This window comes from Selenomonas bovis DSM 23594 (assembly GCF_000381005.1).
GTDB lineage: Bacteria > Bacillota > Negativicutes > Selenomonadales > Selenomonadaceae > Selenomonas_C > Selenomonas_C bovis.
Window position 1 is genome coordinate 126,609 of record NZ_KB908379.1, and the last position, 22,228, is coordinate 148,836.

The 22,228-nt window shown below is 64.3% G+C and carries 17 protein-coding genes and 1 other annotated feature; of the genes, 11 read left to right on the top strand and 6 right to left on the bottom strand.

Annotated elements, in window-relative coordinates:
* Positions 1–36: 36 nt before the first annotated feature.
* The 4 genes from F599_RS0100650 to F599_RS0100665 form a co-directional block, all read right to left on the bottom strand.
* Positions 37–2,259, bottom strand: coding sequence for a RelA/SpoT family protein (locus F599_RS0100650; protein WP_019541608.1), 2,223 nt, complete (start codon positions 2,257–2,259; stop codon positions 37–39).
* A gap of 98 nt (positions 2,260–2,357) precedes the next feature.
* Entirely contained in the window at positions 2,358–4,337 is a 1,980-nt protein-coding gene (recJ, locus tag F599_RS0100655; protein WP_019541609.1) for a single-stranded-DNA-specific exonuclease RecJ, read from the bottom strand.
* Positions 4,338–4,505: 168 nt separating this feature from the next.
* The gene (locus F599_RS0100660) at positions 4,506–6,176 is read right to left on the bottom strand and encodes a hypothetical protein (RefSeq protein WP_019541610.1); all 1,671 of its coding nucleotides are present in this window, start codon (positions 6,174–6,176) and stop codon (positions 4,506–4,508) included.
* A gap of 94 nt (positions 6,177–6,270) precedes the next feature.
* Entirely contained in the window at positions 6,271–7,173 is a 903-nt protein-coding gene (locus F599_RS0100665) for an ATP-binding protein (protein WP_019541611.1), read from the bottom strand.
* Between the two features lie 238 nt (positions 7,174–7,411).
* Here F599_RS0100665 and F599_RS0100670 point away from each other — a divergent pair, with 238 nt between their 5' ends.
* The 11 genes from F599_RS0100670 to F599_RS0100720 all read left to right on the top strand — a co-directional run bounded on the left by F599_RS0100670 (position 7,412) and on the right by F599_RS0100720 (position 19,570).
* A complete protein-coding gene (locus F599_RS0100670; RefSeq protein ID WP_019541612.1) occupies positions 7,412–8,176 on the top strand; it encodes a nucleotide-binding protein in 765 nt (254 codons plus the stop codon).
* A 120-nt stretch (positions 8,177–8,296) separates the two neighbouring features.
* Positions 8,297–9,619: a nitrogenase component 1 gene (locus F599_RS0100675; protein ID WP_019541613.1), complete on the top strand. Its 1,323-nt coding sequence runs from the start codon at positions 8,297–8,299 to the stop codon at positions 9,617–9,619.
* Positions 9,616–10,716, top strand: coding sequence for a nitrogenase component 1 (locus F599_RS0100680; protein WP_019541614.1), 1,101 nt, complete (start codon positions 9,616–9,618; stop codon positions 10,714–10,716). The genes F599_RS0100675 and F599_RS0100680 overlap by 4 nt, the downstream gene beginning before the upstream one ends.
* Before the next feature lie 38 nt (positions 10,717–10,754).
* The gene (hypF, locus tag F599_RS0100685; protein WP_019541615.1) at positions 10,755–13,115 is read left to right on the top strand and encodes a carbamoyltransferase HypF; all 2,361 of its coding nucleotides are present in this window, start codon (positions 10,755–10,757) and stop codon (positions 13,113–13,115) included.
* Between the two features lie 69 nt (positions 13,116–13,184).
* Positions 13,185–13,412 carry a HypC/HybG/HupF family hydrogenase formation chaperone gene (locus F599_RS0100690; protein ID WP_019541616.1) on the top strand — a complete coding sequence of 76 codons (228 nt, stop codon included), beginning with the start codon at positions 13,185–13,187 and terminating at the stop codon, positions 13,410–13,412.
* A complete protein-coding gene (hypD, locus tag F599_RS0100695) occupies positions 13,409–14,506 on the top strand; it encodes a hydrogenase formation protein HypD (protein WP_019541617.1) in 1,098 nt (365 codons plus the stop codon). Before F599_RS0100690 ends, hypD begins: the two co-directional genes overlap by 4 nt.
* Positions 14,499–15,515: a hydrogenase expression/formation protein HypE gene (hypE, locus tag F599_RS0100700; protein ID WP_019541618.1), complete on the top strand. Its 1,017-nt coding sequence runs from the start codon at positions 14,499–14,501 to the stop codon at positions 15,513–15,515. The genes hypD and hypE overlap by 8 nt, the downstream gene beginning before the upstream one ends.
* 154 nt (positions 15,516–15,669) lie before the next feature.
* The gene (locus F599_RS0100705) at positions 15,670–17,013 is read left to right on the top strand and encodes a nitrogenase component 1 (protein ID WP_019541619.1); all 1,344 of its coding nucleotides are present in this window, start codon (positions 15,670–15,672) and stop codon (positions 17,011–17,013) included.
* Positions 17,001–18,398 carry a nitrogenase component 1 gene (locus tag F599_RS13300; RefSeq protein WP_019541620.1) on the top strand — a complete coding sequence of 466 codons (1,398 nt, stop codon included), beginning with the start codon at positions 17,001–17,003 and terminating at the stop codon, positions 18,396–18,398. Before F599_RS0100705 ends, F599_RS13300 begins: the two co-directional genes overlap by 13 nt.
* Positions 18,395–18,697: a hypothetical protein gene (locus F599_RS0100715; protein WP_019541621.1), complete on the top strand. Its 303-nt coding sequence runs from the start codon at positions 18,395–18,397 to the stop codon at positions 18,695–18,697. The genes F599_RS13300 and F599_RS0100715 overlap by 4 nt, the downstream gene beginning before the upstream one ends.
* A gap of 57 nt (positions 18,698–18,754) precedes the next feature.
* The gene (locus tag F599_RS0100720; RefSeq protein WP_019541622.1) at positions 18,755–19,570 is read left to right on the top strand and encodes a tRNA 2-thiocytidine biosynthesis TtcA family protein; all 816 of its coding nucleotides are present in this window, start codon (positions 18,755–18,757) and stop codon (positions 19,568–19,570) included.
* A 196-nt stretch (positions 19,571–19,766) separates the two neighbouring features.
* Here the strand turns inward: F599_RS0100720 and dtd are convergent, their stop codons facing one another.
* Complete coding sequence (dtd, locus tag F599_RS0100725; RefSeq protein WP_019541623.1) at positions 19,767–20,201, bottom strand: D-aminoacyl-tRNA deacylase; 435 nt, start codon at positions 20,199–20,201, stop codon at positions 19,767–19,769.
* Positions 20,201–21,871, bottom strand: a complete 1,671-nt coding sequence (locus F599_RS0100730) for a 2-isopropylmalate synthase (RefSeq protein ID WP_019541624.1) — start codon at positions 21,869–21,871, stop codon at positions 20,201–20,203. Before F599_RS0100730 ends, dtd begins: the two co-directional genes overlap by 1 nt.
* Before the next feature lie 39 nt (positions 21,872–21,910).
* Positions 21,911–22,152 (bottom strand) — a binding site (T-box leader).
* Between the last annotated feature and the right edge of the window lie 76 nt (positions 22,153–22,228).

The following is a 22,228-nucleotide window of genomic DNA, read 5'->3' on the forward strand; positions in this document are numbered from 1 at the left end:
GTGAATATTATGCTTCCAGCGGGGGACGCGTGTTGCTCAGTTCGTCGACTTTCCCATCGCGCGCGTGACGCTGTACACATCCTTGAGGCGCCGCAGCTTCGTCATGATCTGCTGCACCTGCTGCGCGTTCTGCACGGAAAGCCCCATGCGCACCGTCGAGGTCTTGTTGCTGCGATTGGGGTTCGCATTGACCGAGGACATATTGATCTTCATCTCAGAGGGAACGGCGAGCAGTTCCGTGAGCACGCCGGTCTTGTCGTTGCAGATGATCTCAAGCTCGACAGTATAATCCTTGTCGAGGCCGACATCCCAGTTCACCTCGATCATGCGCGAGAGATCCGTATCCTTGAGGATATTCGGACAGTCAGAGCGGTGAACGGAAACGCCGCGGCCGCGCGTGATATAGCCCGTGATGGGATCGCCCGGGATGGGGTTGCAGCACTTCGCGAGGCGCACGAGCAGACCGCTCTCTCCCTCGACGAGGATGCCGTGGCTCGATTTCTGCTTCTTGCTGCCTTTTCCTGCCGGCTGCTTGAGCTTTGAGAGGATGGCCGACATATCGGGCGGCGTATGTTCCTGCAGGTCTTTCTTGTGCAGCTCGATGAGCTTCGTGAGCACGCCGTGCAGCGTCGTGCCGCCGAAACCGACGGCTGCGAGCAGATCGTCGGCCGTGAGCACGTTGAGCTTCTCCGCGACCGCCTGCAAACGACCTTCCTTGAGCAGATCATGCGGATCGTAGCCGAGATGCTTCGCCTCTTCCTTGATGAGCTCGAGGCCGCGCGCGATGTTCTCCTCCCGCTTCTCCTTCTTGAACCAGGAGCGGATCTTCGTGCGCGTCTCGCTCGAGGCGACGATATTGAGCCAGTCGCGGCTCGGCCCGTTGTTTGCTTTGTTCGTGATGATGGAGACGATGTCGCCGTTCTTGAGCTTGTACTCGAGCGGTACGAGTTTGCCGTTGACCTTCGCACCCACGCAGTGATGGCCGATCTCCGTATGGATGCGGTAGGCGAAATCGATCGGGATCGAGCCTTTCGGCAGGTCGACGACGTCGCCGTTCGGCGTGAAGACAAAGACCTCGTCAGAGAAGATATCGACCTTGAGCGCCTCGAAATACTCGCGCGGGTCGCTGAACTCCTGCTGCAGGTTGACCATCTGGCGCAGCCAGCTCATCTTCTGGTCAACGGCGCTGCCCGCCGTCGCGCCGCGTCCCTGCTCCTTGTACTTCCAATGCGCCGCGACACCGTACTCGGAGACCTGATGCATCTTGAACGTGCGGATCTGGATCTCGAGCGGATAGCCCTTCGTCATGACCGTCGTGTGCAGCGACTGATAGCCGTTCGACTTCGGCATGGCGATGTAGTCTTTGAACCGGCCTGGGATGGGCTTCCACATCGCGTGAATGACGCCGAGCACGCCGTAGCAGTCCTTGACCGTATCGACGAGCACACGCACGGCGGAGAGGTCATAGATCTCGCTGATGTCCTTGTTATCGCGTTTCATCTTTTTGTAGATGCTGTAAAAATGCTTCGCACGGCCGCTGATCTCCGCCTTGATGCCGGACTCCTTGAGCTTTGCCTTGATTTGCTCGATGGCATCATCGATGAACGCCTGGCGCTCCTGCCGCTTCTGCTTGACGCTCTCGACGAGGTCATAGTACTTCTCCGGCTCGAGGTAGCGCAGGCAGAGATCCTCCAGCTCCCACTTGATATTGGAGATGCCGAGACGGTTCGCGAGCGGCGCGTAAATCTCGATGGTCTCCTTCGCGATGCGCTTCTGCTTGTCCTCGCGCATGTACTTGAGCGTACGCATATTATGCAGGCGGTCGGCGAGCTTGATCATGATGACGCGGATGTCCTTCGCCATCGCGAGGAACATCTTGCGATAGTTCTCGAGCTGCTGCTCCTCCCGCGACTTGTATTTGATCCTGCCGAGCTTCGTCACACCGTCGACGAGCATCGCGACTTCCTTGCCGAACATCTGCTCGACCTGCTCGTTCGTATAGATGGTGTCCTCCACGACATCATGGAGGAGCGCCGCGCTGATGGTCACATCGTCGATGTGTAGCTCCGTCAGAATCTGCGCGACATGCAGGGGATGGATGATATATTCCTCGCCGGAAACACGCTTCTGCCCCTTATGCGCAGCGTTCGCAAGCTCGTACGCGCGCTGGATCAGGCGGATATTCGCCTTCGGCTGATAGCTCTTGACCGCCTCGATGATGGATTCGATGGTAACCGGTTCCTTATCAATGCTTTGCATGGTCCCATCCCTCGCTTCCTCTAGTTTCCAACATAGTATACCTTACCTGGTACAAGATTACAACTCAGCTCTGCCGGGTATAGGAACCACTGATTAATTCAGCGGTTCCTATATTGACGATAACTCGGCGACGCCATGAGGTCGAGCTTCTGCTTGGGCGTACAGAGCTCATAAGCATCTTCCCGAAGCGTCGCGCGCAGGAGGCCGAGCTCTGTAAAGACCTTCAGCCCTTCCTTCAGCGTGAAAACGGAGAGCCTGTGCCCCATCGCCGCGGCAAATCCAGCCGCGAGCCGCTGCGGCTGGAGGGAAAATGATGCCTTCCCCACCGACAGACGATAGAGATAACGGTAGAGATCCGCGAGCATATCGCGGTCAGGATGGACGCGCGCGCCCGCCGCCGGATTGACGCTGTCGACGATGGCCTGCACCCGTCGCTGGCCGCGCCACTCGTTGATGGAGGGGCGATACACGATGTCGAGCGGCTCCGCGTTCACTGTCTCCGCGAGTTCCCCCTGCCCCCAGTAAAGGCAGTCAACGGAGCGGCCTGTCCCATCGACGGAAAATTTCAGATGCTGCCCTTCGCTGCCGATGCGCCGCGCCCCGCTGCCGCGCAGATTCCGGCAGCCAAAGAGCGGCCGTGGGTTGCCCTCGCCATACGGCTCGAGGCGCGCGATCTCCTCCACGAGTTCTGTGGTCACGGAGAGCGGGTCCATCTCGAACTCGATGCGCGCAACGGGCACGTAGTCCTCAGGGCTGAGCCTCTCGCGCGCCACCTTCAAGAACGCCTGCCGGAACGCAGGGATATCCGCCGTGCGCAGAGAGAGCCCCGCCGCCTGCGCGTGCCCGCCAAAGCCCGCAAGATACTGGCTGCACGCCTTGAGCGCCTCATAGATATGGAGCCCCTCGATGCTGCGGCAAGAGCCTTTCGCCATCTCCCCGTTCACGCTGAGGATGATGACCGGCTTATAGTATCGCTCGACGAGCCGCGAAGCGACGATGCCGATGACGCCCTGATGCCAGCCCTCGCCGGCGAGCACGATGGCCGGCAGCTCTGAGACATCCGCTCTTGCAAGCTCATCCTCCGCCGCGCGCAGGATGTCCTGCTCCGTCGCCTGCCGCTCGCGGTTGAGCACATCGAGATGCTGCGCGAGTTCCTGCGCTTCCGCCGCGTCCTGCGTGAGGAGCAGCCGTGCGCCGAGGGTCGCTCGCTCCATCCGCCCCGCGGCATTGAGACGCGGCGCGAGCTGGAATCCGACCTTCTCCGCGCCGACCTGCCCTGCGTCGATGCCCGCAACCTCCATGAGCGCGCGCAGACCGACGCACGATGTTTCCGCCATGCGCGCGAGGCCGAGCCGCACGAACTTGCGGTTCTCCCCGACGAGCGGCACGATATCCGCCACCGTACCGAGCGCCACAAGCTCGAGCCCCTCGCCATAGGCGCAACCCTTGATCGACTGATAGAGCGCCTCGCAGAGCTTATAGGCGACGCCGACACCGCAGAGATTCTTGTCAGGGTAGGCGCAGTCCGCGCGGTGCGGATTCACTACGGCGAGTGCGGGCGGCAGCTGCTCGCCCGGCAGATGGTGATCCGTGATGATGATGTCGAGCTTCCCCGCCATCGCCGCGACATCGTCGACAGAGGCGATGCCGCAGTCGACGGAGATGAGCAAAGTAGATACAGACGCGATCCGCTCGAGCGCCGCCCGATGGAAGCCATACCCCTCCGTAAACCTGTCGGGAATGTAGAAATCGACCGCCGCGCCCAAAGAACGCAGGCAGCCGTAGAGCAGCGCCGTCGATGTCATGCCATCCACATCGTAGTCGCCGTAAATCGTGACGTGCTCGCCGCCCTCTACGGCCCGCCGGATGCGCGCGACCGCGCGCTCCATATCGCGCATGCGCAATGGCTCGTAGAGCTCCTGCCGCGTCTCCGGCTCGAGGAACCGGCGCGCCGCCTCCTCCGTGCGGATCTCTCGGTTCCACAAGAGCCTCGCCAGCGTGTCAGAGACGCCGAGACTGCGCGCGAGCGCGCCCGCCTCCGCCGTCGCATCGGGGAACGTTTTCCATCGTTTCTGCATATCTGCACTTCCAATCTAAATAAAGCAGCCATCTGTCTGCGGCAGACGCAGGCCATGACCGCCATCCACTCATGATGAAACAGAGTTCTTGATGTTCGCCAATCGCCGTCTGGAACAAAGCCGAAGCCATCAGCGACCTATAAAATATAGCCGATTTCATGTCTCAGGTCAACGCCGCAGTTCCCGCTCGATGACAGCGCCCGCACGCCGCGCGATATCCTGGGGACTGCGCAGGCAGAGGAACGCGGTGCCGAAAATCTCCCGCGCCGCCTCCTGCGTCGCCTCCTCGGGAAAGACGCTGTTGACGAGGCCGACGATGCGGACGCCCGCGCGGCGCAGGGCACGGCAGCCAGCCGCCGCGTCGCGCACAGCCGCCTTTCCCATATACGCCTGCGCGAGCGTCCGCCCCTCGGGCAAGAGGCCGAAGGCATCGCCGGGATGCGCGTCCGTGAGACAGAGGACGAGCTGCCGCCTGCCTGCGGGCAGCAGCGGCCGCAGCGCACGCAGCGCGAGCCCGTCGCGGTTCCAGCCGCGCGCCTCGTAGGCAAAGATGCCATCCGCCTGCCGCGCGCCGAACGCCTTGAGCACCGTCAGCGCCGTCACGCGTTCGACGCTCGCGAACGACCAGACCTGCACACGCAACCCCGCGCGCATGAGGCCCTCCGCGAGCGTATACGCCTGAGCGGCAATCAACGCCTGCTGTGACTCGCGGGAGGCGGACGCATCGAGCAGCAGCGTCACATCAAAGTCGCTGCGGGGCCGCTCCTCGCTGCTCGCGAACAGACGCCCGTCGAGTTCGCACGCCCCGCGCCACGCCCAAGCGCTCGTGAACCTTCCCGTCCGCGCGGGAACCAAGAGCGGCTGCCGCCATACAGCAAGCGTATTTCTGACCTGCGCCGCGAGCTTGCGCGCTGCTGTGCGGTAGACCGCGCGGTGCGCCTGATAAAACGACGTGTTCAGAGCGCGAGCCGCCTGCCCCGCGCCTGCCCGCGCGTAAAAAATATGCGTGCGCTGATGCGCTCCCACGCAGATCTCTTCCTCGAACCGCGCGCGCTGCCCCTCAGGGAAATACGGCGCGCCGAACGAGGCAAGCACGCGGCGCCAATCGCCGCCCGCGCGCAGGCGCAGCCCCCGCTGCCCCTCAGCCCCCGCCGTGCCCACATCCGTGCCGCTGCCGCCCGTGCGGCGCGGTGTGTCATCCTGCACGCGCCGCACGGGCAGCAGACGACGCAGCACGGCATGGAGCCACGCGGGCAATGCGATATGCATGGCCTGCCGCAGATGATTCGTCCAGCGGAAGACAAAATAATGGCGCAGCACCTCGTCCATCCGGCGGATCAGTAACGCCGTATCGCGCTCCGGCGGCAGAGAAAGCGCCGCGTAAAGCCGCCTGTCCCACGGATGGTAGAGACGCAGCGGCTCGCCGAGCACCTCACGGCAGCGCGCCGTCTTGAGCGTCTGCACGACGCCTGCCTGCAGCATGCGCTGCTGCAGGGAGACATCCACCGCCCGCAGATCGCACAGATACCGCCGCGCATGCGCCTCGCGCAGTTGCGGCAGCGCCGGCGAGCAGCGCACGGCCTGCGGATAGACGGCAGACTCCAGCGCGAGCCAGCAAAGGTCCGTAAACGTATCGACGAGCAACGAGCTGCCAAGCGACGCAAGATAATCACGCAGGGCCGCCGCGTCATAAAAGCGATGCGTAAAGCCGACAATGGCATTGAGATATGCATCCGGCGTCCCGTCCACATGGAACGCAAGGAACGCGGGCGCAAAATCATAGGCCCCCGCCGCCGTCCACACCTGGTTCTCCGCCCGGCGCCGATTCCTGCTCCGCATCTTTCATCCCTCCTTGCACCACCGGCATCGCTCTACGAAAAATATGTCTGCGAGAAAAGGCAGCGAGCTATCATTCCCCGCCACGCATCAAACCCTACGCAAAAAACAGCTGCGCGGACGTCTCCTGCGTCACATACAGCGCCAGGACATCTCCCGCAAGCTCCCGTTCCTCTGCCTCGATGCACTTGTCGATGAGCCCCATCGTGAGCGCCCGCCACGGCGCCACGCCGCGCGCGATGAGACGCACCGCGGCCAGGAGGCCGCGCAGATCCACCGCCCTGCTCGATATCTCGCCCGCACGGCTCTTCTCCGTAAGCGCGAGAAAAAGTGCGACGAGCACCTCCCTCCCCTCGTTGCTGAGCTGCGGCAGCGCATCACCAAGCAGTGCCGCGAGCCCCGTCTCATCGAACGGCGGCAGGCGCAGCACGAGGAAACGCGAGGCCAGCGCCTCGTTGAGTTCGCGCGTCCCCGCATATCCCTCGTTCATCGTTGCGAGGAACCGCGCGGCAGGATGTACCGCGAGTTGCCCGCTGCCCGGTACCTCGAGCAATCGCCGGTGATCAAGCAGCGAATGGAGCACCGCGAGCGCCTCGTTGCGCGCCATGTTGATCTCGTCGAACACGCAGAACCCGCCGACTGCCGCGCTCTCATAGACAGGGCCGGGGCGGAACTGCACCTCGCCGGCACGGAAGGTATCCGTACCGATGAGATAGGCGGCGTCCGTATTGATGTGCAAGGAAACATTGAACATCGGGCGGCCGAACGCTGCCGCCAGATTCTCCGCAAGCACATTCTTCCCCGTCGCCTTCGGTCCGACGAGCAGCAGATGCTCCCCCGCGAGCAGCGCCGCCACCGCGGCCTCGAAAATCTCCCTGCCATGATAGCGGTACACAGGACTCGGCAGTGCGCGCGTCCCTGTCCAGGGATACTCGTTGCGCCACGAGGCAAGATCGCGCCGCAGCTCCGCGCCAAGTGTAGCCTCCAGCCACTCTTCCATACCATCGCTCCTTCCTCATTGTCTCTTTCTCTTTTCGCGAAAACAACGCAAAATCCTTTTTTCGTTTCTTTCTTTTCTTCGTTCCGTGCCATACATCTCTAAAACCAAGGCACGTACACCACAGACAACGTCATACATTGCCTCCTCGATATTGTACTTTTTTCTTATTCCCTGCGTTTGCTTTTTTTTCAGCGTCAACGTATAATTAAGAAGAATATTTTGACAAGGAGTCATCACTATGCAGAAAATCGCCATTTACGGCAAGGGCGGCATCGGCAAATCGACGCTCACGAGCCACCTTGCCGCTGCGTTCGCGCGGCTCGGCAAGCGCGTCATCCAGATCGGCTGCGATCCGAAGGCTGACTCGACCTCCAACCTGCTGGGCGGCCAGCCGCTCACCTCGGTCATGGGCTACCTGCGGGAACACGACGAGCCGCCGCAGGACCTCGCAGCGATCTCCCGCACGGGCTTCGGCGGCGTGCTCTGCATCGAGACGGGCGGGCCGACGCCGGGGCTCGGCTGCGCGGGCCGCGGCATCATCGCGACGTTCGACCTGCTCGAGGATCTCTCGCTCTTCGAGACATTCGCGCCGGACGTCGTACTCTACGACGTGCTCGGCGATGTCGTCTGCGGTGGCTTCGCCGCGCCGATACGCGAGGGCTACGCGGAGGATGTGCTCATCGTGACGTCAGGCGAAAAGATGGCGCTCTACGCGGCGGGAAATATCGCCGACGCAGTCGAGAACTTCCGCGACCGCGGCTACGCGCGCGTGCGCGGCATCCTCTTCAACCGCCGCAACGTTCCGGACGAGGAGGAGAAAGTCCGCGCGTTCGCCGCGGCGCGCTCGCTGCCCATCCTCGCGGATTTTCCGCGCAGCGACGCCATCAACCGCGCGGAGGAGGAAGGGCGCACCGTCATCGAGGCAGCGCCGCAGCTCCCCATCAGCGAGAAATTCCTCGCGCTCGCGCGGTCATTGCTCACCAGCGAGCCGCAGGAGGCATGATCCGAGGCAGCAGACAGCCGCACAGCGCCCGCTGCGCTTGGAAAAGAACAGACCGCCGCTGCCGACTGCCAGAAGGAGCTTCCCCACCGCCAGAACCGGCATCAGGAAAGGAGCCGCACCATGATTGACACACGCGCAGGTGCAGAGCCTGCCGCCTTTTCTCGTACGGCGGCGGAGCTTGCCGCAGCGGGACCCGCGGGGATTCCCGCGGAGCTCACGACGAGCGGCCACCTCATCTACAACTCTCCCGCCGCGCTCGATTTCAACTCGCCGGGCGCGCAGGGCTTCGGCGTCAAGCGCGCAGGGCTCAGCGTACCCGGCTCCATCATGCTGCTCATCTCACCGCCGTGCTGCGGCCGCAATACAGCGGCGCTCTCCGGCCCCGGCCGCTACGGGGAACGCTTCGCGTTCTACGAGATGGACGAACGTGACATCGTGACGGGCCGCCACCTCGCGCGCATCCCAGAGGCCGCCACCGCATTCGTCGCGAGCCGCCGCGAGCCGCCGTCTGCCGTCATGCTCTGCTGCACCTGCGCGGATGCACTGCTCGGCACCGATATGGAGCGCGTCGCCCGCAAGGCGGAGGCGCGCGTCCATCTGCCCGTGCGCCCTTGCTATATGTACGCGCTCACACGCGAGAGCGTCCACCCGCCGATGGTACAAGTGCGCGAGGCCATCTACAGCCTGCTCGCCCCGCGCCCGAAGGTCGCGACGAGCGTGAACCTGCTCGGCAGCTTCGCACCCTGGGCGGAAACATCGGAGCTCTACGCGCTGCTGCGCGGCTCCGGCGTGAAACAGATCCGCGAGATCGGCCGCTGCCGCACATTCGCGGAGTTTTCCGCTATGGCGGAGGCGAATGTCAACCTCGTACTCGCGGAGGAGGCGCAGGCCGCGGCCGCGCTGCTCGCAAAAAAACTCCGCATCCCCTTCGTCGGTCTGCGACGCTTCTACGCGCCCGGCCGCATCCATCACCAATATCAGGCGCTCTCCCGCGCGCTCGGCGTCACACTTGACGATGCGCCGCTTTACGAGCGCGCCAAAAGCCGCCTCGCGGCACTCCGTGAGGCGCTCGCGGGGCGCCGCGTCCGCCTCGCCGTCGGCAGCCGACTGAACGCAGATCCCTTCGAGCTCGCGCTCGTGCTCAGCAGCGCGGGCTTTACCGTTACGAAAATCTTCTCCACCGTGCAGCCGCAGGATCTCTTCTTCCTGCGCGCGTTCGCCGATTGCTCGCCTCTGACGCGCATCTACTCGAATCTCTCGCCGACGATGGCCGCATTCCCGGATGATGAGGACGCACCCGATCTCGTGCTCGGCGCGGACGCACACTTCTACTATCCCTCGCTCCCCTGCATTGCCTGGAACAGCGAGGAACAGCCATTCGGCTATGACGCGCTGCTGCGCCTCACGGATGCGCTCCTCGAAAAGCTCGGAGGTGTCTCATGAAAGGTCTGCGTCTCTTCCTGCCGCCCTTCGCTCCGGATGACGCGGGAGCGGCCTCGGTCCTCTTCCCGCTCGGCGGGCTCGTCGTCATCGTGGACGCCGGCGGCTGCGCGGGAAATATCTGCGGCTTCGATGAGCCGCGCGCACGCGACGATGGGCCACGCAGCGTCGTCGTGAGCGCCGCTCTGCGCGACATGGACGCGATTCTCGGCCGCGACGACCAGCTCGTCGCGAAAATCGCCCGCGCTGTGCAGTCGTTCCGCACGAGCGGACGATCCTTTCCTTTTATCGCGCTCATCGGCACACCGGTGCCCGCCATCATCGGCACGGACTACCGCGCGCTCTGCCGCCTCACGGAGCAGGCGACGGGTGTGCCGACCATCGCCGTAGCGACGGACGGCACGCATCTCTATGATGTTGGCGCTTCCGCTGCCTATCTCGCGCTGCTGCAACGATTCGCAAACCTGCCTGCCACCGCGTCCCGTATCGCGCGCGGCACACTCGGCGTGCTCGGCGCAACGCCCATGGATCTTGCGGACACGACGGCGGTGCGGCTGCGCGCGCGCCTCAAGGCGCAGGGCTGGCAACACCTCCGCTGCTACGGACTCGACCACCGCCTCTCGCAGTACGCCGCGGCCGCGGAAAATGAGGAAAATCTCGTCATCGCCCCCGCCGGTCTCGCGGCCGCGCAGTGGCTCGAAAAAACGTTTGGCACGCCATACCGCATCGGTTTTCCTCTCATCGATGAGGACCTCGCTGCCAGCCTTGCGGACAGCGCGCTGCCCGCGCAGGCGCAGCGCATCCTCATCGTGCACCAGCAGTGCAAAGCGAACGCGCTGCGCAGATCGCTCGCGCGGCGTTATCCACATGCCGCCATCACCTGCGCGACGTATTTTACGCGCTGTGGCGCTTACAGCCTGCCGCAGGACATCCAGCTGCGCGAGGAGGACGACCTCCCCCGCTGCGCCATAGAGGGCCATTACGATCTCATCATCGCCGACGCGATCTACCGGCGGGCGCTGCCCGCGTACCGCGGCGCCTTTTTCGACTTGCCGCACTTCGCGGCGAGCGGCCGCCTCGCGCCCGCGGACGCTCAGTAGTTTCTTAATCGCGTCGCTTTTCAGAAAGAGGTGCTCCCGTGTCCCTTTACCACAGCAAGATTTACGGCATCGTGCAGGGTGTCGGCTTCCGCCCGTTCGTCAGCCGCCTCGCCGCAAAGTTCGGCATCCGCGGCAGCGTCGCGAACAAAGGCCCCTATGTCGAGATTTTCGCGCAGGGGAGCGACGTCGCCTGCCAGAAGTTCCTGCATGCCATCGAAAACGAGCCGCCGGAGCGCGCCGTCATCCTGCGTGTGGAGACGCAGGTACTCGCCGCCTGCGCTGCGGGCATGGCATTTTCCTCATTCTCCATCATCGAAAGCGCGAAGGAGCGCGGCGATATCTTTGTATCGCCGGACATCGCGACGTGTGAAAAGTGCCGCGCGGAACTCTACGATCCGACGAACCGGCGCTACCTGCACCCTTTCATCAACTGCACGGCCTGCGGTCCGCGCCTCACCATCCTCGAGGCCATGCCCTACGACCGCGAGCGCACGAGCATGCGGGAATTCCCCATGTGCGGCGCCTGCGCCGCCGAGTACCACTCGCCCGCTTCGCGGCGCTACGACGCGCAGCCTGTCTGCTGCAATGACTGCGGCCCTGAGGTCTACCTGTTGGACGCGCAGGAGATACGCGGCGGCGCAGCCATCACGCGGGCACGCGAAGTGCTCGCGCGCGGCGGCTGCATCGCCGTCAAAGGCATCGGCGGCTTCCACCTCGCCTGCGACGCGACGAACGAAGCGGCGGTCGCGGCGCTGCGCAAGGCCAAGCACCGCCCGCGCAAACCGTTCGCCGTCATGGCACGCGACCTCACCGCCGTCCGCCGCGCCTGCCGCATCGAGGACGCGGCGCAGGAGGCGATGCTCACAGGGCACCAGAAGCCCATCCTGCTGCTGCCGCGCCGTGAGGAGGCGCAGCTCGCGCCCTCCGTCGCGCCGGGCAATCCGCGCGTCGGCATGGTGCTCCCCTACGCGCCGCTCCAGATGCTGCTCTTTTCCTATCCCGACGGGCTCGACAGCGCGATGCCTGCGTACCTCGTGATGACGAGCGGCAACCCGTCAGGCGCGCCGATCTGCCATACGGACGAGGAAGCGCGCGCGGCCCTCACGCCCATGACGGATCTCATCCTCACGCACAACCGGCGCATCCGCCTGCGCGCGGACGACAGCGTCATGGACTGGCACGCGGGCCATCCCTACCTCATCCGCCGCAGCCGCGGGCTCGCGCCGCTGCCCTTCTTCGTCTCCGCCGCAACTGGCGGAAAGCGCAGACAGGTGCTCGCCATCGGCGGCGAGCTCAAGAACAGCTTTACGCTCGGCACGGGGGAGCTTTTCTACCCCTCGCCCTATATCGGCGACATGAGCGATCTGCGCACGGTGCTCGCACTCAAAGACAGCGTGCACCTCCTCGCCTCCCTGCTCGAGATCACGCCGGAGGTCGTCGCCTGCGACCTCCATCCGCGCTACAATACGACTGCAATTGCCCATGAGCTCGGCCTGCCCGTCTTCCCCGTCCAGCACCACTACGCGCATATCCTCTCCTGCCTTGCCGAGCACGATGTGTGCGGCCCCGTGCTCGGCGTAGCGCTTGACGGCACGGGCTACGGCACGGACGGCACTGTCTGGGGCGGCGAGATCCTGCGCGCGGACTACGCGGGATTTACGCGGCTCGGCTCCATCGAGCCGTTCACGCAGGCGGGCGGCGACAAGGCCCCGCGCGAGGGCTGGCGCATTGCGGCCGCACTGCTGCAGCCGGCCTTTCCCGACAGCGACGGAGGAGAAACCGATTGGCAGACCCTCGCCGACTGCGCCGTCCACGAGCTGCGGCTTTGCACGGAGCAGGAATTCGCCGCACAGGCGTTCCTGCTCCGCCGCCAGCTCAACTGCGTGACATCGACGAGCGCAGGACGCCTCTTCGATGCTGTGAGCGCGCTGCTCGGCCTTTGCACGCACTCAACCTTCGAGGGCGAGGCGGCAATGGCACTCGAGTTCGCGGCAGAGCGCTTCGAGGCAAAGGGAGGGACGGCCGCGCCGCTCTGTCCCCCGCTGCGCGATGCGGCGGACGGACGGTTCCTGCTGCCGACGCAAGCGCTCTTCCTCACGCTCCTCGCGCGCAGACGAGAGGGCGTGCCATCCGCGCACCTCGCCTATCTCTTCCACGCGAGTCTCGCCGCGCTCATCTGCGCGGGCTGCGAGGAAGGGCGGCGGCGCACGAGGCTTTCCACCGTCGCCCTCTCAGGCGGCGTCTTCCAGAACATCCTGCTGCTGCGCCTCACGGAGCAGGCACTGCGCGCGGCAGGCTTCGACGTCCTCACGCACAGCCTCGTGCCGCCCAATGACGGCGGCATCAGTCTCGGTCAGGCCATCGCCGCCATGTACGCGCTCGGAGAGGAAAACGCCTAGGCCGCCCACTCCACGCGCCGGTGCTGTCATGGTTATCTGTGTAATAATTTAAGAAAGAAGTGTGATTTCATGTGTGTCGGAATCCCAGCAAAGGTCGTCAGCGTCGCGCACGGAACGGCGATCGTCGATGCCTCTGGCGCGCGCCGCGAGGTGTCCGCGGAACTGCTCGCTGCGCTCGATCCCGGTGATTATGTGATGGTGCACGCGGGGCTTGCCATCGCGAAGATTACCTCGGACGATGAGGCGGAATCCGCGGCCCTCCTCGCAGACACCGCCTCCGACGGAGGCCAGCGATGAGCGCGGCCGCACAGGCGCGCCGCGCGCGAGATGCCGCGCGCGAGATCGTCACCTCCTACCGCGGGCCGCGTCTGCGCATCATGGAAGTCTGCGGCACGCATACGCATGAGATTTTCCGCCTCGGCCTGCGCGCGCTCCTGCCGCCCGGCATCGAGCTCATCTCCGGTCCCGGCTGCCCCGTCTGCGTGACGCCTGTCTCCTTCATCGACGAGGCCTGCTATCTCGCGCGGGAATGCGGCGTCACGCTCTGTACTTTCGGCGACCTCCTGCGCGTCCCTGGCACGGCAGGGAGCCTCGCCGACGCGCGCAGCCAGGGCGCGCGCGTCGAGATTGTCTACACGCCGCTCGACGCCGTCGCCTATGCCGCGGCCCATCCTGCGGAGGAGGTCGTCTTCCTCTCCGTGGGCTTCGAGACGACGACGCCAGCAAGCGCCCTCGCCATCAAAAAAGCCGCCGCGCAAACGCTGACGAATTTCTCCCTGCTCGCTGCCAACAAGACCATGGACGCCGCCTATCTCGCGATGCGTGATAGCTGCGATGCCTATCTCTACCCTGGTCACGTCTGCGCCATCACGGGGGCGCGCGTGCCGCGCGCGCTCACGTCACGCGGCATCAGCGGCGTCGTCGCGGGCTTTACGGCGAGCGAGCTGCTCACGGCGCTCGCCGTCATCCTCCGCCGGAGCAGCGCGGCGCCCTTTTTCGTCAACTGTTATCCGCGTGTCGTGACAGAGGAGGGCAGCCCGGCCGCACGCCAGCTGCTCGAGACATATTTCACGCCCGTCGACGCCGAGTGGCGCGGCCTCGGTGTCCTGCCGCAGAGCGGCCTCGTGCCCGCGCCGGCCTACGCGGAGTTCGACGCGCGCAGGCGCTATACCATCCCGCCGCAGGAGGGCCGCACCAACCCTGCCTGCCGCTGCGGCGACATCCTGCGCGGCGCCTGCACGCCCGCCGACTGTCCGCTCTACGGCAAAACCTGCACGCCGGAGCACCCGGTCGGCGCCTGCATGGTCTCGCGCGAAGGCACCTGCGCCGCCTGGTACCAGTACCGCGGCACAAGTGCCGCATCCTCAGGAAAGGAAGACCTCCATGGATAACGAACGCATCACGCTCGCGCATGGCGCCGGCGGTCAGCAGACCGCCGCGCTCATCGAGCGCCTCTTTGCCCGCCATTTCAAGAATCCCGACCTCACGGCGGACGACGCCGCCATCCTCTCGCTCGACGGCACACGCATCGCCATGACGACGGACGGCTTCATCGTCTCGCCATGGCAGTTCCCCGGCGGCAACATCGGCAAGCTCTCCATCTGCGGCACGGTCAACGATCTCTCCTGCATGGGCGCGCGGCCGCGCTATCTCACCTGCGCCTTCCAGATCGAGGAGGGCTTCTCCCTGCACGACCTCGATGTCATCGCCGCCTCGATGGCGGAAACAGCGAAAGCAGCAGGCGTCACCATCGTCGCAGGCGACACGAAGGTCGCCGGTCGCGGCCAAGTGGACGGTCTCTTCATCACGACGACGGGCGTCGGCGAGCTCCTGCCGGGCGTCAGGACGGGCGGTGCGCTCGCGCGGCCCGGCGATGACATCATCGTGACGGGCGACGTCGGCCGCCACGGCAGCGCCATCCTGCTCGCGCGCGGCAGCTACGGCATCGACGCCGCGATCACGAGCGACTGCGCGCCGCTCTGGCCGATGGTTGAGGCACTCTTCGCCGCGCTGCCGCAGAAGGACGCCGTCCACACCATCCGCGATGCCACGCGCGGCGGCGTCGGCACCGTGCTCTACGAAATCGCGCGGGAGAGCAGCGTCGGCATCGAACTCGCGGAGACGGACATTCCCTGCGCGCCCGCCGTGCGCGGCCTCACGGGACTGCTCGGCCTCAATCCGCTCTACCTCGCCTGCGAGGGCCGTCTCGTGCTCTTTTGCACGCCTGAGGCAACCGCGAGCGTCCTGGATGCTCTGCACCAGACCGCGGACGGCGCGAGCGCCGCGCGTATCGGCCGGGTTGCCGCCGCGCCTGCCTGCCGGGTCACCCTCACCACCGAGCTCGGCACGACCGTTCTCCTGCCGCCGCCGAGCGGCGAGCTCCTGCCCCGCATCTGCTGACGCACGTTGCGCGCGCAAGCGTCACAGCGTGCGACCTGCACTCCCCCCTGCCATACAGCCGCCGCAATTCTCACTGCCGATTCTGCGCGTCGTTCTCTCCAAGAGACAGCCGCGCAGAATCGGCGCTGTCTTCACCTGTCAAGAGGATGATTCCATGCTCCAACGCATCCAGCCAGCAAAGAAGCTGCCTGCCCTCCCCATCGCGGAGGCCGCCTATCCCGCGCCGTTCGCGCCGGGACTCGAATACTCCCCCGCCGCGCGCGGCACCTGGAACATCGTCCACACGGGCATGCTCCTGCCGGAGTCTCATCAGATCTACATCTGCGCGGCCGGCTGCCTGCGCGGCGTCGTGCTGACCGCGGCGGAGATGGGAGACGCCTATCGCCGCCGCTTCTCTGCGCTCGAGCTCCGCGAGGACGACCTCTACCGCACGGACCATGAGACGTTTCTCATCGAGGGCATCACGGACATCCTCCGCCGCCTGCCGCGTCTGCCGCGCGCCGTCCTCGTCTTCACGGCCTGCGTGCACCATTTCCTCGGCTGCAACCTCCGCTACGTCTACCAGACGCTGCGCGAGCGCTTTCCCAGCGTCGCCTTTGCCGAATGCGTCATGGATCCCATCCGCCAGACGAAAAGCCTCACGCCGGAGGAACGCGAGCGACGCGAAATCTACCGCCTGCTCCCCTCCGACAGGGAAAAGAACCGCCATCTCGTCAACCTCATCGGCAGCAACCTCGCCCTCACGGCCAAGAGCGATATCAAGGAGCTCGCACACGCCTGCGGCCGCGAGCTCCTCGACCTCACCGAGTGCCATAGTTACGACGATTTCCTGCGCATGGGCGAAGCCAGCGAGAACCTCTATACAAACCCCTTCACGCACGTCGCGGCCCGCGACTTGTTGCGGCGCCTCGGGCAGGATGCGCTCTTCCTGCCGCAGGTCTGGCGCTACGAGGAGATCTGCGACGCGCTCACGCAGCTCGCCGCTTTCCTCGGCGGCAGCTGCCCGGATCTGCGCCCGCGCATCGCCACCTGCGAGCTCGCGCTCAACGCGCTCCACGGCCAGATCGGCGCGCAGCCCATCGCCATTGATTTCACCTTCACCTTCCTGCCCATGAGCCTCGCGCGCCTGCTCATCTCCCACGGCTTCCATGTCACGGAGATCTACGCCGATGCCATCGCCAGGGAGGACGAGGCGAACTTCCGCTGGCTCCAACACCACGCACCGGACATCCTGCTCTATCCGACGAAGCATCCCGCCATGCGCCGCAAGCCGCGCGCGCAGGCGGACGGCGCGCCGCCCCTGCTCGCGCTCGGGCAGAAGGCTGCCTATTTCACCGGTACGCGCTATTTCCTGCCCGCCGTCGAGGGCGGCGGCCACTACGGACTCGAGGCCATCTCCTGGCTCGCCGCCGCCATGAGCCGCGCTGCCCTGCTGCCGCAGGACACTGAGCAGATCATCCGCCGCAAGGGATGGGGAGGTCCGTCATGTCTCTCATGAAAAAAAGCGCGCAAAAAGCGCGCGCCCAGGCCTGCTGCCTGCTGCCAACCTACTCCGCGGACACGTTCGGCGTCTGCTCCGCACTCTTCGAGCTCGGCGGCATGGTCGTCATCCACGACCCGTCCGGATGCAACTCCACCTACACCACGCATGACGAGCCGCGCTGGTATGATACGGACAGCCTCATCTTCATCTCCGCGATGAACGAATACGACGCCATCCTCGGACGCGATGACCGCCTCCTGCAGAACCTCATCGATACCGTGCGTGCGGAACGCCCCCGCTTCCTCTGCCTCATCCCCTCGCAGATCGCCTACCTCATCGCGACCGACCTCCAGGCCATCGCGCGCGCGGTCGAGCGTACGACCGGCGTACCGAGCTTCACTCTGCCGACGAACTCCATGCACGATGCCGAGCGCGGCATCTACCTCGCGCTGGAGGAAATCGCGCGGCGGATTCCACTAAGCTCCGCACGCACAGGGGGCAGTCGTCTGCGCGTCAACGTGCTCGGCGCCACGCCGCTCGACTTCCCCCTCGCGGGAACGCGTCAGTCTCTCGCCGACTTCCTCGTGCAAGCAGACGCTACGCTCCAATCCTGCTGGGCCATGGACTGCACCTATGAGGAACTCTGCACGGCAGCAGCAGCCGACGTGAGCCTCGTCATATCCTACGGCGGCCTCGGCGCCGCGCGCGTACTCCAAGAGCGCTTCGGCATCCCCTACGTCATCGGCGCGCCCATCGGCCCACTGAAAGCGCCACTAGCCGATGCCTTGCACGAGGCAGCCCATCACGCCGTGCGTCGCGCATCCTTCCGCCGCTCAGGTTCAGACACCCCCGCGCATCTCTCCATGACTACCACGATTACCACGCCGCCAAACGTACAGCAGATCCTCAACACAAAGAAGTATCCCGCCGACAAGCCTGCAGCGTCTGAAAAGGAATACACCTGGCCGCAGTCCCTCCTTCCCCTCATGCATGCAGGTGGCAGTAGCGCCCCAAACGCTCCCGCCACCAGCATCATCGGCGAAGGCATCTTCGCAGCCTCCCTCGCTGCCGCGCTCCACGCAGCAGACGGCAGGAACGCGCGCCTCATCGTGCCCACCGCCCATGCCCCCCAGCTCCTGCCGCCAGGGACGATCACCTGTCCCAGCGAGACAGCCCTCATCGCAATGCTCGCCGATACAGCAGTGCTGCTGGCAGATCCGCTCTATCAGGCCCTCTGCCCGCCAGATCTGCCGTTCCTCCCGCTGCCGCACACCGCCTGCTCCGGCAGGCTCTACGAAGCGCAGCAGCGCAACCTCCTCGACGACGCCGCGTTCTCCGCGCTTCTCAAGGAACTCCGGTACAAAGCCCCGTTACAAAACTACGGAAAGGAATCTCCATGATCTTCACCATCGCCCAGACATTCTTCTATGCACTCTGGCAGGCCTTCGGCTACAGCATGTCCACGCTCGGCCTGCACCGCGCAGGTCTGCTGCGCCGCCAGCGTCGCCTGCGCGCCTTCCTCTGGCTCCTCGCCATCAACCTCTGCGGCACCCTCACCTTCGGTGCCGCCGCCTGGCAAAGCGCCTCCCAGCCCGCCGCCATCCTCCTCATCTGCGTCGGCATCCTCATCTTCTGCGTCTGTCATCTGTGGCTGCTCTGGAAACACATGCGGCAAAGCGAGCATGAAAAGAGCCGCTGATTACAGTGTCCATCAGGATACAAACTTATCACACATCAAAAATCTCCGGAGGCTTCTATGAAAATCAACATCCCCCAGCAATATTTCTCTAAACTCATGCGCGCCGTCGTCGAGTTCGAGATGATCGAGGACGGCGATCATATCCTCATCGGCGTCTCAGGCGGAAAGGACAGTATCTTCCTCTGCTACGCGCTCGCCATCCTGCGCGAGCGGCTGAGGAAGGACTTCCGCCTGTCTGCGCTGACCATCAATCCAATGTTCCCGGATACGCCGTTCGATACGGCGCGGATCCGCACGTTCCTCGCGGGACTTGAGATTCCCTATGATGTCATCGATGTCGATATCGCGGGGGCGATTGAGGCGCAGGGCGGCAAGACGCCTTGCTATACCTGCGCCTTTTTCCGCCGCGGCGCGATGAACCGCTACGCGAAGGAACACGGCATGAACAAGATTGCCTACGCGCATCACAACGACGACGCCGTGGAAACCTTCCTCATGAGCCTGCTCTATTCCGGGCAGCTCACGACATTCACGCCTGTGACGTATCTCGACCGCACGGATCTCAAGGTCATCCGCCCGCTGATCTATTTCCGCGAGAGCGAGACACGGGCAGCGGTGCGCTATCACGGGTTCGCACCGGTGCCCTCGCCCTGCCCGCACGATGGGCACACGATCCGCCAGGAGGTCAAAGAGCTCATCGCGCGGCTCTCGCCGGAGATTCCCGACCTCTACGAGCACCTCGCCTCCGGCATGCGCGAGGGCGCGCTCGGCGAGCTCTGGCCCGCGACCAAGACGCGCGATGAGATGAAGGAAACGTATCTGCGCTATATGGGAAAGAGCGCTGCTGCACACGCAGACAGCCGCAAAAAGTGACCGCCTCCCTTCCCCATCGTACACAGAAACCTTGATGTAGACGGTGCATTCTATCATAGTGTGCATCACGTGCCAGAAACCATCGCCGTAAGGATTGCAGCGTTCCCATAGAAGTGATCGCATGCAGACAATATGCAGACAAAAAGAGACCTCATACCACTAAATTTTATGGCATGAGGTCTTTTTATCTACTGCGTCACATCTCGAGGAGCAAGGTCACCGGGCCGTCGTTGACGGAGGCGACTTGCATGTCGGCACCGAAGCTGCCATGCTCCGGCGGAAAGCCGAGATCGCTGAGACAGGCGAGGAAGTATTCGTAGAGCGGCTCGGCACGTTCTGGCGGAGCGGCGTGAGAAAATCCAGGCCGACGGCTCCTGAGATCGGCGTAGAGCGTGAACTGCGAGACGACGAGGATACTGCCGCCAACAGCGCTGATGTCTCGGTTCATACGTCCCGCCTCGTCTTCGAAAACGCGCAGGCGGACGATTTTCTCCGCGAGTTTTTCCGCGGTCTCCCGCGTATCCTCCGGGCCGATGCCGAGCAGGACGAGGTACCCCTGGCCGATGGCGCCCATCTGCACACCCTCGATGGTGACGGATGCCTGCTTGACGCGCGTGAGGACAGCTCTCATTATTTCCCTGCCTTCATGCGGTTGACGGCGCTGAAGAGCGCCTGCAGCGAGGCCGTGATGATATCCGTGTCCATGCCGGCGCCCCAGGTGATCTTGCCATCGGTGCCCGTGATGCCGATATAGGCCATCGCGCGGCTCGACTGGCCGATTTCGAGGGCGTGCTCGCTGTAGGTGAGGTCTTTATACGTCACGCCGAGGTTCTTCTGAATGGCGTTCGAGACGGCATCGAGACGGCCGTTGCCGCGCGCGAGGAACGTCTCCTTCTTGCCGTTGACCGTGACGTCGACCGTGCCGGAACGCGTGCCGTCCGGCTCCTTCTTGAGCAGGAAGTCGATGAGCTCATAGGGCGTATCGACATTGACGTACTCGTTCTGGAAAATCTGGTAGAGTTCATCCGGCATGAGTTCCTTGTGCTTGTGATCCGAGACGCCCTTGACACAGTAGCCGAAGTCCTCGCGCATCTTCTTCGGCATGTCGATGCCGTATTTCTGCTCCATGATGAAGCCGACGCCGCCCTTGCCGGACTGGCTGTTGATGCGGATGACATCGCCATCGTACTCACGGCCGACATCCTTCGGGTCGATGTAGAGGTACGGCAGCGTCCACTTGTCCGGGTTCTTCTCCTCTTTCCACTTCATGCCCTTGGCGATGGCATCCTGGTGCGAGCCGGAGAACGCGGCAAAGACGAGCTTGCCTGCATACGGCTGGCGCGGGCTGACCTCCATGCCCGTGAGGCGCTCGTACGTCTCGACGAGCTCCGGCATATTGGAGAAATCGAGCTGCGGGTCGATGCCGAGCGCGAACATATTCATGCCGACGGTCACGATGTCGACGTTGCCCGTGCGCTCGCCGTTACCGAAGAGCGTGCCCTCGACGCGGTCCGCGCCCGCGAGCAGGCCCATCTCCGTATCAGCGACGCCGCAGCCGCGGTCGTTGTGCGGATGTAGCGAGAGCACGACGCCGTCGCGGTACTTGAGGTTCTTGTTCATGTAGGCGACCTGCATGCCGAACACATGCGGCATGCTCATCTCGACCGTCGCGGGCAGGTTGATGATGGCTTTGTGGTCAGGCGTCGGCTGCCAGACGTCGAGCACGGCGTTGCAGACCTCGAGCGCATACTCAGGCTCCGTGCCCGTGAAGCTCTCCGGCGAATACTCGAACCGGTAGTTCGCGCCCGCCTCCTCCGTGAGCTCCTTGAGGAGCTTCGCGCCGTCGACGGCCATCTGCTTGATCTCGTCCTTTGACTTGCGGAAGACCTGCTGGCGCTGGGCGACCGACGTGGAATTGTAGACATGGACGATGGCGTTCTTGACGCCCTTGAGCGCGTCGAAGGTCTTGCGGATGATGTGCTCGCGCGCCTGCGTGAGCACCTGGACAGTTACGTCGTCAGGGATGAGATCGTCCTCGACGAGGCGGCGCAGGAACTCATACTCCGTATCGGAAGCCGCGGGGAAGCCGACCTCGATTTCCTTGAAGCCGACTCTGAGGAGCATCTTGTAGAACTCGAGCTTCTGATCGAGGCTCATCGGGATCACGAGCGCCTGGTTGCCGTCACGCATATCGACACTGCACCAGATGGGGGCATGATCCGGTGCGTCCTTCTTGAGCCAATCAATGTCCACCGTCGGCGGCAGAAAATAGCCCTTGCTGTATTTCTGATAGTTCTTCATCAAACATCTCTCCTTCCAAATGAAAAAGCCCTCTCATCTCAAAGAGACGAAAGGGCGTGCCTTCGTGTTACCACTCAATTTCCTGCCAAACTGGCAGGCACTCTGCGGATACCAACATATCCTGTCCTTCGCTAACGGGGGACGCTCCGGCGCCGCCTACCAGACATGCCTTCAGCGGGCTGCTTCGAGGTGAGTTCCGACGCGTCTCGCTACAGCCTTCCACCAGCCGACTGCTCTCTCTCCGCTCCGCGCGTCCTACTATTCCTCTGCAACGCATTTACTGTGTAAACTTGTTTCATTGGTTGATAGAATATCACATCTTTTGCACTTTGACAAGGGCCTGGACGAAAATTTTGC

Bases quoted from the DNA above. Each gene is read 5' to 3' on its own strand.
- F599_RS0100650 (WP_019541608.1), bottom strand. From the start codon at position 2,259: ATGCAAAGCATTGATAAGGAACCGGTTACCATCGAATCCATCATCGAG.
- F599_RS0100675 (WP_019541613.1), top strand. From the start codon at position 8,297: ATGATTGACACACGCGCAGGTGCAGAGCCTGCCGCCTTTTCTCGTACG.
- F599_RS0100705 (WP_019541619.1), top strand. From the start codon at position 15,670: ATGCTCCAACGCATCCAGCCAGCAAAGAAGCTGCCTGCCCTCCCCATC.
- F599_RS0100660 (WP_019541610.1), bottom strand. From the start codon at position 6,176: ATGCGGAGCAGGAATCGGCGCCGGGCGGAGAACCAGGTGTGGACGGCG.
- F599_RS0100680 (WP_019541614.1), top strand. From the start codon at position 9,616: ATGAAAGGTCTGCGTCTCTTCCTGCCGCCCTTCGCTCCGGATGACGCG.
- hypE (WP_019541618.1), top strand. From the start codon at position 14,499: ATGGATAACGAACGCATCACGCTCGCGCATGGCGCCGGCGGTCAGCAG.
- F599_RS0100690 (WP_019541616.1), top strand. From the start codon at position 13,185: ATGTGTGTCGGAATCCCAGCAAAGGTCGTCAGCGTCGCGCACGGAACG.
- F599_RS0100720 (WP_019541622.1), top strand. From the start codon at position 18,755: ATGAAAATCAACATCCCCCAGCAATATTTCTCTAAACTCATGCGCGCC.
- recJ (WP_019541609.1), bottom strand. From the start codon at position 4,337: ATGCAGAAACGATGGAAAACGTTCCCCGATGCGACGGCGGAGGCGGGC.
- F599_RS0100730 (WP_019541624.1), bottom strand. From the start codon at position 21,871: ATGAAGAACTATCAGAAATACAGCAAGGGCTATTTTCTGCCGCCGACG.
- F599_RS0100665 (WP_019541611.1), bottom strand. From the start codon at position 7,173: ATGGAAGAGTGGCTGGAGGCTACACTTGGCGCGGAGCTGCGGCGCGAT.
- F599_RS0100715 (WP_019541621.1), top strand. From the start codon at position 18,395: ATGATCTTCACCATCGCCCAGACATTCTTCTATGCACTCTGGCAGGCC.
- dtd (WP_019541623.1), bottom strand. From the start codon at position 20,201: ATGAGAGCTGTCCTCACGCGCGTCAAGCAGGCATCCGTCACCATCGAG.
- F599_RS0100670 (WP_019541612.1), top strand. From the start codon at position 7,412: ATGCAGAAAATCGCCATTTACGGCAAGGGCGGCATCGGCAAATCGACG.
- F599_RS13300 (WP_019541620.1), top strand. From the start codon at position 17,001: ATGTCTCTCATGAAAAAAAGCGCGCAAAAAGCGCGCGCCCAGGCCTGC.
- hypD (WP_019541617.1), top strand. From the start codon at position 13,409: ATGAGCGCGGCCGCACAGGCGCGCCGCGCGCGAGATGCCGCGCGCGAG.